This is a genomic window from Paenarthrobacter sp. PAE-2, from assembly GCF_026013155.1.
Lineage (GTDB): Bacteria > Actinomycetota > Actinomycetes > Actinomycetales > Micrococcaceae > Arthrobacter > Arthrobacter ureafaciens.
On sequence record NZ_JAPDNV010000003.1, the window covers coordinates 138915 to 152671 of the forward strand.

At 63.8% G+C, this 13757-nt stretch carries 14 protein-coding genes; 12 read left to right on the forward strand and 2 right to left on the reverse strand.

The features are described 5' to 3' along the window. Positions 1–228 precede the first annotated feature (228 nt). The 3 genes from OCL88_RS02820 (at position 229) to OCL88_RS02830 (ending at position 3393) form a co-directional block, all read left to right on the forward strand. On the forward strand, positions 229–1683 hold the full coding sequence (locus OCL88_RS02820; RefSeq protein WP_264961550.1) for an amino acid permease: 1455 nt from the start codon (positions 229–231) through the stop codon (positions 1681–1683). Positions 1684–1767: 84 nt separating this feature from the next. After that, entirely contained in the window at positions 1768–2001 is a 234-nt protein-coding gene (locus tag OCL88_RS02825) for an antitoxin (RefSeq protein WP_021473078.1), read from the forward strand. A gap of 147 nt (positions 2002–2148) precedes the next feature. Beyond that, complete coding sequence (locus tag OCL88_RS02830) at positions 2149–3393, forward strand: benzoate/H(+) symporter BenE family transporter (RefSeq protein ID WP_264961551.1); 1245 nt, start codon at positions 2149–2151, stop codon at positions 3391–3393. Here the strand turns inward: OCL88_RS02830 and zapE are convergent. After that, a complete protein-coding gene (zapE, locus tag OCL88_RS02835) occupies positions 3350–4387 on the reverse strand; it encodes a cell division protein ZapE (RefSeq protein WP_166186190.1) in 1038 nt (345 codons plus the stop codon). The two genes, OCL88_RS02830 and zapE, sit on opposite strands and share 44 nt — an antisense overlap. A gap of 210 nt (positions 4388–4597) precedes the next feature. Between zapE and OCL88_RS02840 the strand changes: the two genes are divergently transcribed. Genes OCL88_RS02840 through ybaK form a run of 3 tightly spaced genes read left to right on the forward strand, consistent with a single transcriptional unit; the run spans position 4598 to position 6521 of the window. Continuing rightward, positions 4598–5524: a sulfurtransferase gene (locus tag OCL88_RS02840; protein ID WP_264961552.1), complete on the forward strand. Its 927-nt coding sequence runs from the start codon at positions 4598–4600 to the stop codon at positions 5522–5524. Between the two features lie 38 nt (positions 5525–5562). Then, positions 5563–6021 (forward strand): SufE family protein, encoded by a 459-nt coding sequence (locus OCL88_RS02845; protein WP_264961553.1) that lies wholly within the window; start codon positions 5563–5565, stop codon positions 6019–6021. 2 nt (positions 6022–6023) lie between these two features. Beyond that, positions 6024–6521, forward strand: a complete 498-nt coding sequence (gene ybaK, locus OCL88_RS02850; protein WP_264961554.1) for a Cys-tRNA(Pro) deacylase — start codon at positions 6024–6026, stop codon at positions 6519–6521. Here ybaK and OCL88_RS02855 read toward each other — a convergent pair. After that, entirely contained in the window at positions 6518–7807 is a 1290-nt protein-coding gene (locus OCL88_RS02855) for an alpha/beta hydrolase family protein (protein WP_062096198.1), read from the reverse strand. The genes ybaK and OCL88_RS02855 overlap by 4 nt on opposite strands. A gap of 89 nt (positions 7808–7896) precedes the next feature. Here OCL88_RS02855 and OCL88_RS02860 point away from each other — a divergent pair, with 89 nt between their 5' ends. From OCL88_RS02860 to OCL88_RS02885, 6 genes are all read left to right on the forward strand, one after another. Further along, positions 7897–8388 carry a hypothetical protein gene (locus OCL88_RS02860; protein WP_166186181.1) on the forward strand — a complete coding sequence of 164 codons (492 nt, stop codon included), beginning with the start codon at positions 7897–7899 and terminating at the stop codon, positions 8386–8388. A gap of 14 nt (positions 8389–8402) precedes the next feature. Continuing rightward, positions 8403–8843, forward strand: a complete 441-nt coding sequence (gene msrB, locus OCL88_RS02865; RefSeq protein ID WP_264961555.1) for a peptide-methionine (R)-S-oxide reductase MsrB — start codon at positions 8403–8405, stop codon at positions 8841–8843. A 187-nt stretch (positions 8844–9030) separates the two neighbouring features. Beyond that, positions 9031–10398 carry a DUF6421 family protein gene (locus OCL88_RS02870; RefSeq protein ID WP_264961556.1) on the forward strand — a complete coding sequence of 456 codons (1368 nt, stop codon included), beginning with the start codon at positions 9031–9033 and terminating at the stop codon, positions 10396–10398. A gap of 73 nt (positions 10399–10471) precedes the next feature. After that, entirely contained in the window at positions 10472–11551 is a 1080-nt protein-coding gene (locus tag OCL88_RS02875; RefSeq protein WP_264961586.1) for a threonine aldolase family protein, read from the forward strand. A 60-nt stretch (positions 11552–11611) separates the two neighbouring features. Continuing rightward, the gene (locus OCL88_RS02880) at positions 11612–12271 is read left to right on the forward strand and encodes a DUF3000 domain-containing protein (protein WP_264961557.1); all 660 of its coding nucleotides are present in this window, start codon (positions 11612–11614) and stop codon (positions 12269–12271) included. Between the two features lie 59 nt (positions 12272–12330). Further along, a complete protein-coding gene (locus OCL88_RS02885) occupies positions 12331–13656 on the forward strand; it encodes an HRDC domain-containing protein (protein WP_264961558.1) in 1326 nt (441 codons plus the stop codon). The last annotated feature ends 101 nt before the right edge of the window (positions 13657–13757 follow it).

A 13757-nucleotide genomic window follows, 5' to 3' on the forward strand; every position in this document is an offset into this window, starting at 1 on the left:
TAGAGCACCACCTTGCCAAGGTGGATGTCGCGAGTTCGAATCTCGTCGTCCGCTCCAAGAAAAAAGCAGCTCCTCGGAGCTGCTTTTTTGTGCCCGACACCAGTTTCTGCAATTCATCAGTGGCCATAACCGATATAGCTAAGAAAAAGTCGCTTTATCTAATGTGATTTGGCTCGCATAATGTACTGCGAGTTCATCACTAATCCACGCCACTGGCAGGAGCACCCCATGAATCAACAGACGGCTTCCCAATCCGTCATGCGGCGCAAGCCGATCGACGACATCGAGGAAGAAAGCAAGCACAGCGGACTGTTCAAGAGTCTTGGTCTCTGGCAACTGACAGCCATCGGCGTCGGCGGAATCATCGGCGTCGGAATCTTTTCCCTTGCCGGCCTGGTGGCGCATGGGTCGGAGGGCAATCCCGGCGTGGGCCCTGCGGTGCTTATTTCGTTCCTCATCGCAGGGTTGGCATCCGGAGCGGCAGCCCTCTCCTATGCCGAATTCGCCGGCATGATTCCGCGTGCCGGCTCCGCGTACACCTACGGCTATGTTGCCCTCGGCGAGATCATTGGATGGTTCATCGGGTGGGATCTGTTGCTCGAATACATCGCCATCGTGGCTGTGGTGGCGATCGGCATCTCCGGATACTTTGACGCTTTCCTCTCAGGCATCGGAATCCACATGCCCACCTTGATGACCTCCACAGCCGATGAGGGCAAGGGCGGCATTATCAACCTTCCCGCAATCCTGGTCTGCCTCCTGGTGACCTGGATCCTCAGCCGTGGAACCAAGACCTTTGGCCGGTTCGAACTCGTGGCCGTCGCCATCAAGGTGATCCTGATTCTGTTCATCATCGGTTTGGGCGTTTTCTACATCAATACCGAGAACTTCAACCCGTTCATGCCCAGCGGCTTCGGCCCGGTCCTGGCGGGTGCCGCCACGGTCTTCTTCGCCGTCTTCGGCTACGACGCCATGAGTACAGCCGCAGAGGAGGCCAAGGACGGCAAGAAGCACATGCCCAAGGCCATCATCCTGTCGCTTGTCATCGCGATGCTGCTCTACGTTGCCGCGACGTTGGTCCTGACCGGCATGCAGAACTACAAGGACATCGACCCCGCCGCTGGCTTCGCCTCCGCATTCACGGGCGTCGGACTGCCGGTGATCGCCACCATCATCTCCGTTTTCGCAGTGCTGTCCATCCTCACTGTGATGCTCACCTTCCTTCTGGGTGTCACCCGCGTGTGGTTCTCCATGAGCCGTGACGGCCTCCTCCCCGGTTGGTTCGCCAAAACGGACCGCCACGGTACGCCCCAACGTGTCACCTGGATCGCCGGCGTCGCCTCCGCCTTCCTGGCAGGCATCTTCCCCATCAAGGAAGTTGCTGACCTGACGAACATCGGCATCCTCGCGGCGTTCGTCGTGGTGTGCGTATCCGTCATCATGTTCCGCTACACCAAGCCCGACGCGCCCCGCACGTTCCGGCTCCCACTCATGCCGGTCGTCCCCGCATTCGGCGTCCTGGCCTCGGCCTTCCTGATGGTTCAGTTGCACTGGGAGACCTGGGTGCGCTTCGGCGTGTGGCTGGTCATAGGCCTGGCGATCTACTACTTCTACGGCCGGAAGCACTCACTCATGAACCCGGACAGCCCGCGTCACCTGGAGACAAGTAAGCCCTTGGCGTAGAGAACCACCTGGTCCTTGGCACCCCCACCATCTGGTGTTAGGGTCGGACGCGGAGGAGCGAACTGGCTCCGCGAAGGAAGGGAGGTGCCCGTGGGATTAATTGACGACCTGAAGGGCAAGGCTCAGGGTCTCATTCAGGGCAACGAAGAAGCCATCAAGAATGGCATCGAAAAGGCCGGAGACTTCGTCGACCAGAAGACCGGCGGCAAGTTCGCCGGACAGGTTGATGCAGTCCAGAACGCCGCTTCCAACTTCGTGGCCAAGAACGACGGTGAAGCCGATCCGGCTCCCGCAACGGATGAGCCAAAGCAGCCCTAGCTGCCTGAGCCGCCGCAACAGATACGTCAAGGGGGCACCGGTCCCGCCGAGAGGCGCCGCCGGTGCCCTTGGCGTTTAATCAGCCAGTAGATCCGCTTGGCTATCCCGGGGCGGGCAGGCTGGCGGCCTTCCGGTACCTTGGTCACTATGCCTTCCGCCCCCACCGTTATTCAGCACCCTCCCCGGCGCGAGGGCCTCGGGCCGCCCATCGCAGCGGGCGTCGTCACAGCACTCGTGGGTTTCACGTCATCGTTCGCCGTAGTCCTGGCAGGATTGCAGTCCGTGGGAGCCACTCAATCCCAGGCAGCCAGTGGACTCTTGGCGTTGACTTTGACGTTCGGCGCGGCAATTCTCTGGCTGTCCTGGCGTTCCAAGATGCCGGTGACCTTGGCGTGGTCCACGCCTGGCGCCGCCTTGCTCGCCTCTGCCGGAATGGTCGACGGCGGGTGGCCGGCAGCCGTAGGAGCCTTCCTGCTGGTGGGGGTGCTGATCCTGCTGACCGGGTTGCTCCCCGTTCTGGGCAGGCTCATGGGAAGGATCCCCACCGCTTTGGCCCAAGCCATGCTGGCGGGCGTCCTGCTCCCCCTGTGCCTGGCACCTTTCAAGTCCTTGGGAACGGCGCCGCTGCTGGTTGGTCCTGTTGCCTTGTGCTGGTTGCTCCTGCTGAAGCTTGCTCCCCGGTGGGCAGTACCCGGAGCATTGGTGGTGGCACTGGCGGTGATTGGAATCCATCTTGGCGTGAACGGGACCTACCTTCCCTCTGACGCGCTGGTGCCCAGGCTTGAATGGACAACGCCGGCTTTCAGTGTGGAGGCTGCGGTCGGGCTGGCCCTGCCGCTGTTCATCGTCACCATGGCGTCGCAGAACATCCCCGGCGTAGCCGTCCTCAAGTCGTTCGGTTTCACCACCCCATGGCGGTCTTCCATGGTGATGACCGGAGCAGGCACCATGGCGGGGGCGGCGTTCGGTGGCCATGCCATCAACTTGGCGGCCCTCAGCGCTGCATTGGCTGCCGGGGAGGAAGCGGGCAGGAACCCCGGCCAAAGGTGGCGCGCCGCCTTCGTGTCAGGACTCGCCTATCTGGTTCTTGCCGTGTTTTCCGCCGCCTTGGTCACCGTTGTTGCGGCGGCTCCGCCTGGATTGCTGGAAGCTGTTGCCGGCCTCGCGCTGTTGGGGACCTTGGCCGCCGCCATCTCCTCGGCGCTGGCCGAAGCAGAAGAACGCGTTCCGGCTTGCATTACGTTTCTGCTGGCAGCCTCGGGCCTCAGCTTCGGCGGCATCGGGGCAGCGTTCTGGGCTCTGACGTGCGGCATTTTGGTCCGGTGGCTGCTGAAGCCCGGCCCGCTGGTCAGGAAGGCTCGTGGTTCTGGGCCTCGCGCGCCAAGGCAGTGAGCCTGGAAACGGCACGGAAGTACTTCTTCATGTAGCCGCCGGCCATCATCTCTTCGGTGAACAGTTTGTCGAACGGAACACCGCTGGCCAGGATCGGCACGTCCTTGTCGTACAGGCGGTCGGCCAGCACCACGAAGCGCAGGGCTACAGCCTGCTCCGTGATGGTGTCCACGTCACGCCACACCACGGCGTCGATCCCGGAAATCAGCTGCCGGTAGCGGCTCGGGTGGACGCCTGCGAGGTGGTCCACCAGCGTGCGGAAGTCATCAACGGCAACAGTCTGGCCTTTGAACTCGCTGCGCATCCGATGCTTGAGCTCTTCGGTCTTCAGGGGTGCAGGAGCTGCAGGCAATCCGCGGTGCCGGAAGTCTTCGCCGTCGATCCGCACAACATCGAACTGGTCCGCCAGGACCTGGATTTCGCGCTGGAAGTCCACGGCTGCGAAGCGGCCTTCGCCCAAAGAACCGGGCAGGGTGTTTGACGTTGCAGCCAGCTTGACGCCCGCGTCGGCCAATTCGCGCATGAGGCGCGACATCAAGACGGTGTCGCCGGGGTCATCAAGTTCGAATTCGTCGATGCAGACCAGCTTGTAGTTGCTGAGGGCGTCAACGGTCTTGCGGAAAGACAGGGCACCCACGAGGTTGGTGTACTCAACGAACGTGCCGAAGGCCTTCGGACCGGGCGACCGGTGCCAAAGGGACGCCAGGAGGTGGGTTTTCCCGACGCCGAAGCCACCGTCCAGGTAGATGCCGGCCCGAGAGGTGGTCTTCTTGGCGAACAGCTTCTTGAAGAGACCGCCGTTGTCTTCAGCCCCCACGGCGTCCGCGAAGGAGGACAGCACCTTGACGGCGTTGGCCTGGCTCGGCTGCGACGGGTCGGGCCGGTAACTGTCGAACGACACCTCGCCAAATCGCGGAGAGGGGTAGAAACCCTTGAGGAGTTCCTCCACAGAGACTGACGGCGTGCGGGCTGTCAGTTGTTCGATGTGCACCAGGCGTGGTCCGTTCTTCCGGTAGTGGGTCCCCAGCAAGAATACCGGCAACGCGGGCGCCCGGACGGCGCACGTGACCAAAGCCATGTTTCACCGTATGACCGGCGGAACAGCACGAACCCGGCACGGTAGTTAGTGTTGTGAGCATGCCGGGCCGGCAACAGGAACTACGTTGGGCCTGGCTCCGTCCGTTGTCAGTGAAAGGCCACCACCATGTCCTACCCCGTTGAACAGAACGAAAAGTTCGCAGCATATGCGAACCCCGAACGCCTCGTATCCACCGAGTGGCTCGCGGCAGCGCTGGCCGATGGCGCCGTTGCCGACGGCAAGCTGGTGGTTGTGGAGTCCGATGAGGATGTCCTCCTCTACGAAACCGGCCACATCCCGGGCGCGGTCAAGATCGACTGGCACACCGACCTGAATGACGAAGTCACCCGCGACTACGTCGACGGCGCGGCTTTCGCCGCTCTGGCTTCCGCCAAGGGAATTTCCCGCGACAGCACCGTGGTCATCTACGGCGACAAGTCCAACTGGTGGGCCGCCTACGCGCTGTGGGTCTTCACCCTGTTCGGTCATGAGGATGTCCGTCTCCTCGATGGCGGCCGCGACAAGTGGATTGCCGAAGGCCGTGAACTCACCACCGACGTCCCTGCTCCCGCCCGGGGCAACTATCCCGAGGTGGAGCGGAACGATGCTCCCATCCGCGCCTTCAAGGAAGACGTCCTGGCACACCTGGGCAAGCCGTTGATCGATGTGCGTTCCCCCGAGGAGTACACCGGCCAGCGCACGCATATGCCGGCTTACCCCGAGGAGGGCGCGCTGCGCGGCGGCCACATTCCCACGGCTGCCTCTGTTCCTTGGGCCAAGGCTGCTGCCGAGGACGGCACCTACCGCTCGCGCGAAGAGCTCGAAGCCCTGTACCTTGGCGAAGCAGGCCTCAAGGCCGGTGACGACGTCGTGGCGTACTGCCGCATCGGCGAGCGTTCCAGCCACACCTGGTTCGCCCTCAAGTACCTGCTGGGCTTTGAGTCCGTCCGCAACTACGACGGCTCATGGACCGAATGGGGCAATGCAGTACGCGTTCCCATCGTCAAGGGAGCCGAGCGCGGATCCGTTCCGGCCTCCCTGGTCCGTAACTAGCACGTCATCGTGCTACGTAGTGCGTAAGCTGGGATGTGATGAGTACCAACACTTTGCCCACCGCACTGGCGGAAATCGTCGACGACTTCCAGGCACTGTCGGAGCCTGAACGCCTGCAACTGCTGCTGGAGTTTTCGCGTGGCCTGCCCGAACTGCCGGAACGGCTGACGAACCATCCGGAGTTGCTGGAACAGGTGGTGGAGTGCCAATCGCCGCTGTTCCTCACCATTGAGTCGGAGAGGAAACCGGATGGCCCCAGCGCCTACCGCCTCTTCTTCAAAGCCCCGCCGGAAGCACCCACCACGCGTGGTTTCGCTGGAGTCCTCCATGAGGGACTGGACGGACTGACCGCGGAGGAGATCCTTGCGGTGCCGGACGACATGCCGGAGCTGCTGGGTCTGACCCGTGCCATCACTCCCCTGCGTATGCGCGGGATGACGGCCATGCTGGGACGTATCAAGAGGAAAGTCGCAGCGGCCAACAAGCTGGAAAGCTAAGCATGGCCAAGAAGATGGCTTCCCAGGGAACGCCGGCTACCGCAGCACTGACTGCGGCCGGCGTTCCCTTCGTCGTCCACCCCTACGCTCATGACCCCTCAGCTCCCAGTTACGGGTTGGAAGCGGCCGAGGTTCTGGGCATCGATCCCGCCCGGGTCTTCAAGACCCTCATGGTGGAGGTGGAGGGCCGCCTGGCTGTGGGGGTTGTCCCGGTGTCCGGCAACCTGGACTTGAAGGCTGTTGCCGGTGCCCTGGGTGCCAAGAAGGCATCCATGGCTGATCCAAAGGCGGCGGAACGGCGCACGGGCTATGTCCTGGGCGGCATCTCTCCCCTTGGCCAACGCCAGCCCTCTCCCACCGTCCTGGACGAGTCCGCACTGGGGTTCGAGACCATCTTTGTCTCCGGCGGCCGGCGTGGCCTGGACATCGAAGTGGCTCCAGCCGATCTTGTGCGGCTCACCCGGGCGGTGACCGCCGCAATCGGCTCCGCCAAGGACTAGGAACGGCCTGCGGCCTCTCCTGCCGGTTCGGCGTCCGCGCCGGTGCCTCCGGGGTTGTTCCGGGGAGCCAGCTGCTGCAGCAGCCAGGAACGCACCATCCGCTCCCATTTCTCCGGGTCCACGTTCCATTCCTTGGTGTGCCGCGACCCGTGGAACGCCTCGAACGTCACCATGTCCGGATTCTTCTCCGCCAGGCTTGCCGAAGGTTCGAACGGCACGTATTCGTCATCAACGCTGTGGATCAACAGGGTGGGGGTCCGCAGTTCAACGGCGCGGGCTTCCCAGTCCATGGCCTTCAGGTTCACGGGGGCGGCCAGCCCGGTCAAGCGGCGTCCCAAAGGATGGCCGAGCATCAACTGCCCATAACGTCCCACGTTGTAGGGAATCCTGTTGACCTGCGCGTGATGGGCCATGACGTTGACCCAATTGATCACGGGTGCATCCAGCACCAGGGCCCGGATCCGTTGCCGGTGCTTGGAAAGGTCCGCTGCCTGCAGGCTGATGGCGCCTCCCATGGACCAGCCGAAGAGAACCACTTCCCGGGCTCCGTGGTCCAGGGCATATCCGATGGCCGCCTCAACGTCCCGCCACTCCGTGGAGCCGAGTCCGTAACGGCCATCCAGGGCCGAAGGGGCCAGGCCGTCGTTGCGGTAGGACACCAGCAGGCTGTCCAGTCCAAGTTCCTTTGCCGTCCGGACGGCACGCAGGCATTCCATCCGGGTGGCCCCGCGGCCGTGGACCATGATGGCCCAGACAGGAGCGGTTGCGGCTGCCTCGGCTCGGATCAACCACGCAGGCGCCGTCCCGCCTTCCACCTCGATCTCCACGTCGTCAGCCGCCACGCCTATGGCTGACGGGTGGTGGTAGGCGGCACCGCTCCACCAACCCCGGCGGGCTTCGGAGAGGTTCCCGGAGTAGACCTCTTCCACCTCCCTCAGTACGGTCTGCTCGGCTGGCGAGTAGGAAACGATCCGGCCGATCCTGGCATGCCCCTTGCCGTTGTCGAAGAAGAGGCTGTACACACCGTCCACGGTTGTGTCCGGGGTCGCGGCGAGAATGACCTGCGGGCCCGCATCGCCCTGGATGACTGCCAGGACCTCCTGGTCCGCGTTCTTGGCAGAAGGCGTAATGACGCGCCTGGCGAAGTAGACGGCGAGCGCCGAGGAGCCGGCACCCACAAAGGCCGCCAATGAGGTCCCCGTGAGGATTCCGGCGATTGCCCATTTGGTACGCAGGCTGAGGGTGGAGTCTGCAGCGTCGCTCGCTGACCGGGAATTGGTTGCCATGGTTCCATTCTCGCTGGTAGCCGTGGCGCAATGCCGCAATTGCGGGCAAAACCCTGCGTTGTGCGCGATCGCAGGTCTACGCTGTAGCCATGAGCGATCCCATCGTCATCCTGACAGAAGAACCCCTCGGCCCCGACGACCGTGCCAACATTGCCAAATTGCTCGACGGCGGTGACGCTCCGGTGGTGGTCCTGGTGCCCGCGAACACGGAACGGCATCTCTTGGTTGATTTCCTGGAGAATCTCTCCTTGCTGGATATTGCCAAGGCCTTCAAGGAGCTTGGTGCCAAGTCCCCGGACCCGGAGGTGGAGCGGGCGCATGCGTCTGAGACGCTGGCGACGTCGTTGGCGGCGCTGGAGGGCCTGGGCGGGGGCGTGACCGGAGAGATCGTCGACGGCGGTGCCGTGGCCGGCTTGGTTGCCAAGGTTCGCGACCTCGGTGCCGCCCAGGCCGTCGTCGTCACGCGTCCGCATGCCATCGCCGATACCTTCCACACAGACTGGGCCAACAAGGCGCAGGACCAGTTGGGCCTTCCCGTGCTGCATCTTTACGCGGGCTCGGGATTTATCGGCGACTCGTGAGCGTTGCATAGAACATGAGCTCATCTGAGAACACCACCCCCGCTACCGAGGTGCCCGTGGCAAAGTCCGATGCCCAGTGGCGCCAGGAATTGACCCCGGAGGAGTACCGGGTATTGCGGCAGGCCGGAACGGAACGTCCTTACACGGGCGAGTACTGGGACACCCACACTGAGGGCGTCTATCAGTGCCGTGCTTGCGGAAGCCGGTTGTTCACCAGCCGGGAGAAGTTCGATTCGCACTGCGGCTGGCCGTCCTTCTGGGCGCCGTTGGCCGAGGGCACCGTGCGGTACCTCCATGACCGCACACTGGGCATGGAGCGGATCGAGGTTCGTTGCGCCAAGTGCGATTCGCACTTGGGCCATGTCTTCGAGGGCGAAGGGTACGACACTCCCACCGACCAGCGCTACTGCATCAACTCCATCTCCCTGCGCTTGGTGGAAACCGACGCGGACTAACTGCTGGAAAGCGCGGGTTTCCGGGAGGGAATCCGCGCCCAGGTCCGCGTTCCGCTGGACCTTGGGGCCACTCTTCCAGGGCCATGGCCAAGACTTTCTTATGCTCGACCCTTTTTTGAATTAGCGATACTTCTGCGTTGCTACGCTCGCCTCAGAAGCATTACCTCCTTCGAAAGGGCCGAATTACATGACAACCATCGCCGCCTCCACCCGTCCGCTCGTCACTGCAGACAACGCGGATTGGAAGTCCCTTAAGGCAGCAGCAACAGCACTGCAGGCACACCAGCAGCAGGACGGCTCCATCGCCGATCCCGCCGCCCACGCAGAAGCGGCACGGCTCGTTGCCACCATCCAGGATGCAATCACCCGCCTGGCGCCCAGCTTCCCCCACGACGCCGACTACCTCGAGTTGCTGGTGGCGGACTTCGCGCGCTGGGTAGAGGGTGGCTTCGGCGTTCCCGATTTCCTTGACTCCCTGCAGGCCTTCCAACCCCAGAAGCAGCGCGTCGACGGCCTCCAGCACTTGGTGGTCTTCCCGATGTACACGCAGAACGGCAGCACCAACCGCCTCGTGGAAGCCGTGCTGATCGAGGTCATCTGGCCCGAGTTCATTGCCGGCCTGGAGGGCGGCGAGTACTCGAACAAACTGTTCGTCCCGATCCGTTTCGTCGATTTCACCGCGGGCTACGACACCAACTCCGCAGTCCTGTTCCCTGAGACAGTGGCAGTCCGCCAGACCCCGACGTTCACGTGGGGCGCCATCTTCGCCGACCGCGAGGCAGCACGCTTCCGCCGCGTCCTCAAGGCTGCCGCGGAAACGACGTCACTGGAACTGCCGGAGGATGCCGCAGAGCTGCTGGAGGACCAGGAGCTGACCCAGCGCACGTTCGTGATGTGGGACCTGATCCATGACCGCACGCACATGCGCGGGGACCTTCCGTTCGACCCGTTCATGATCAAGCAGCGCATGCCCTTCTTCCTGTACTCCCTGGAGGAACTCCGCTGCGACCTGACGGCGTTCCGTGAAGCCGTGCGCATCGAAAAGGACGAGGAAGCAGACCCCGATGCCCGCCGGCACGCGAAGCTCGTGCAGTACGCGGTCATCTTCGACCGCATCTTCCGCTTCGCCATTACCGGCAGCCGCGTGCGCAACTACGACGGCCTCGGCGGCCAGCTGCTGTTCGCCTGGATGCACCAGCACCATGTCCTGCACTGGACCGACAGCAAACTCAGCATCGACTGGGCGGAAGCTGCCGACGTCGTGGTTGAACTGGGCGCCCGCATCGAGGAACTGTACTGGCGTTCCATCGACCGCCCCAAGACGGCTCACTGGCTGGCCGCCTACCAGCTGATTTCCGAGACCGTCACTCCGCATCCGGCGTCGGTGTGGGCCAAGGGCCCCGAAGCCCTTCCGTTGGCGGGACCGCCGCGGGCCCTCACAGACCAGGTCCTGGACGACGAGTTCCCCCTGTCCATGTTCTATGAAGCCCTGGAGAAAAAGATGCGCCCCGTCATCGAGTCCACCACGGGCATCACCGGCGCGACCGCGGCCTGATGCCCCATACGCATCCTGCCGGCGAAATAGACTTGAAAGCGTGAATGAACAAGTGACGAGCACTACACAGGCTATCCACCTTGACGGCAGCACTACGGATCACAGCCGGCTGCATGACCCCTCCGTGCGTGGCTTCGCCTCGGACAACTACTCCGGCGTGCATCCCGAAATCCTTGCTGCCCTGGCCGCAGCCAATGGCGGCCACCAGGTTTCCTATGGCGAGGACATCTACACGGCCCGGCTCCAGGAAGTCCTTGAGCAGCAGTTCGGGACCGGGATAGAATGTTTCCCCGTGTTCAACGGCACGGGAGCCAACGTGCTGTCCCTCCAGTCATTGCTCCCCCGCTGGGGAGCTGTCATCTGCGCTTCCACGGCCCACATCAACATGGACGAGAACGGTGCCCCCGAACGGATCGGCGGCATGAAGCTCCTGCAGGTGCCCACCGAAGACGGCAAACTCACTCCCGCGTTGATCGACCGTGAGGCCTGGGGCTGGGGCGATGAACACAGGGCCCAGCCGCTGGTGGTCTCCATCACGCAGACCACGGAGCTTGGCACCTGCTACACCCCGGAGGAAGTCCGTGCGATCGCGGACCACGTGCATGCCAAGGGCATGAAGCTCCACATGGACGGGGCACGGCTTGCCAACGCAGCCGCCCACCTCGACCTTCCGCTCCGGGCCTTCACCCGCGACGCCGGCGTCGACATTCTCTCCTTCGGCGGCACCAAGAACGGCCTGCTTTTCGGTGAGGTCGTAGTGGCCTTGAACCCCGAGGCAGCCCACGGCCTGAAGTACCTCCGGAAAATGAACATGCAACTGGCCTCGAAGATGCGCTTCATCTCCGCCCAGTTCATAGCCCTGCTGGACGACGGCCTCTGGCTGCGGTCAGCCGCGCATGCCAACGCCATGGCAACGCGGCTGCGGGCAGCCGTTGATCAGATCGACGGCGTTGAGCCCACCCAGGCAACCGAGTCCAACGGCGTCTTCGCCATCCTGCCGCAAGGTGTTGCCGACCGCCTCCGCTCACAGTTCGCTTTCTACGATTGGGACGCTGCACGGCGCGAGGTGCGGTGGATGTGTTCCTTTGACACCACTGAGGAAGACATCGACGCGTTCGTGGCAGCCATCAGGCGGGAAGTGGCTGCGGGATAACGGCTGGGTTCCGGGGCGGCGAGCCTGCACAAAAACGCCGCCCCGGACGCATAATCTGCCATGGTGAACGCCCTCTCACAGGTTCCTGCGGACTTCCTTTCAGCCCTGGGAACGCTACGAAAAGCACAGTGCCGCAGCGAACTGCGGCTGGATGAGATCCCCGCCCCGGCACGGCTCGCGCCGTACGCCGTGGCTTTGGGAGCCGAAGTCTTCCGGCCCACTGCAGCCACCCGCCGCGTGCCGGTGCACGGTCCCGTGGCCAAGGCCTTCATCGAGAAACAAGGACAGCACCCCGGCGACGACGAAGACGACGAACTCGCCACAGGCCGCTTCATCCTCCTCTACGATCCCGAAGGGTCGACGGTCTGGGAAGGTGAGTTCCGGATCGTCACCTATATCCGGGCCCAACTGGACGCCGACATGGGCAACGACGCAATGCTCGGCTCAGTGGCGTGGACCTGGCTGGTGGAAGCCTTGGAAAACCACAAAGCGCAGTACAAAGCTGCCGGTGGCACGGCCACGCGGATCCTTTCCGAGAGTTTTGGGACGCTGGCTGACCGGCCGGACACCATTGACATAGAACTGCGGGCCTCATGGACACCGGCCTCCTCCGATGTACAGGCGCACCTGGAAGCCTGGTCGGACATGGTGTGCACCTTCGCCGGCCTCCCGCCCCTGCCGCCGGGAGTCACGGGACTGCCCAACAGGAGGCTCAACTGAAGCCGCAATGCACCCCCGATCCGGCCCCGGCGCGCCGGACTCGGTAAGCTTAAGCAATCATGACCCCTGAAAAACTGGAAAAAACCACAACCGGCGACCCGGTTGCTGATCCCACAACCCACATCAAGGTGGACGGCTTCGACAGCCACGTTCCCGAAATCATCGAACTGGATTCACCGCGCGAAGGCGTCCCTCGGGTCATCGACACCATGGCCGGACTGGAGCGCTGCGCCGCAGCGATTGCCGCCGGATCCGGGCCTGCAGGGGTCGATGCCGAACGCGCCTCGGGCTTCCGTTACGGCCAACGAGCTTTCCTCGTCCAGATCCGGCGGGAAGGATCCGGCACGTGGCTGATCGATCCTGAACCGTTTGAGAACCTGGCCATCATCAATGACGCCCTCCGCGGCGTCGAATGGATCCTCCATGCGGCAACGCAGGACCTCCCCTGCCTGTCCGAGCTCGGCATGTGGCCGGACAAACTGTTCGACACCGAACTTGCCGCCCGCCTCGCCGGATTGCCCCGGGTAGGCCTGGCAGCCGTCATCGAGCAATTGCTTGGCTTCGGCCTGGCCAAGGAACACTCCGCCGCCGACTGGTCCACCCGCCCGCTCCCTGAACCATGGCTGCGGTACGCGGCACTGGACGTCGAGGTCCTCGCAGAGTTGCGCGAGGAACTCATCGAACTCCTGGAAGCCGACGGAAAACTGGACTTCGCCGAACAGGAGTTCGCCGGTATCCTCGCCGCCGGGATCGCACCTCCCCGCGTGGATGCCTGGCGCAAGACGTCGGGCCTCCACCAGATCAGGGACCGCCGGCAACTCGCAGCCGTGCGGGAATTGTGGTTGGAGCGGGACCAGCTGGCGCGGAAGCGGGACGTGGCACCGGGACGGCTCATCCCTGATTCCGCACTGGTTGCCGCCGCAAAAGCCCTGCCCACCACGGTCCCCCAATTGTTGGCCACCAAGGGATTCCACGGCAGGTCCGCGCAACGGGAAGCACCCAGATGGCTCCGCTGCATCACCGCGGCCCGTATGCTGACCGAGCTTCCCCCGCTGCATCTGCCCACCAACGCACCGCCGCCGCCCCGCGTCTGGGCAGACCGCGATGCTGAAGCAGCCGCCCGCCTCGCCACTGCCCGCCCGGCCCTCCAGGAAAAGGCGGACGAACTGAAGCTGCCCGTGGAAAACCTGCTGACCCCGGACTACCTGCGGCGGGTACTGTGGCGGCCGCCGTCGGAAGTCTCGCACCAGACGGTCGCCGACGAATTGCGCGGCCTGGGAGCCCGCGAATGGCAAATTTCGTTCGCCGCCCCGATCATCGTCGAGGCATGCCTGAACCCACAGCCGCTCCCGGCCAAGGAGCCCAAGCCCAAAGATTCTCCGTAGCCACCTGAAGGCCCGCGTTCATGAACCCCGGTTCGTTGATGCGGGCCTTTGCCGTATGCAGGCCTTGCACGCAAAGTTACTGGTGAGTAACATTGCAGCAA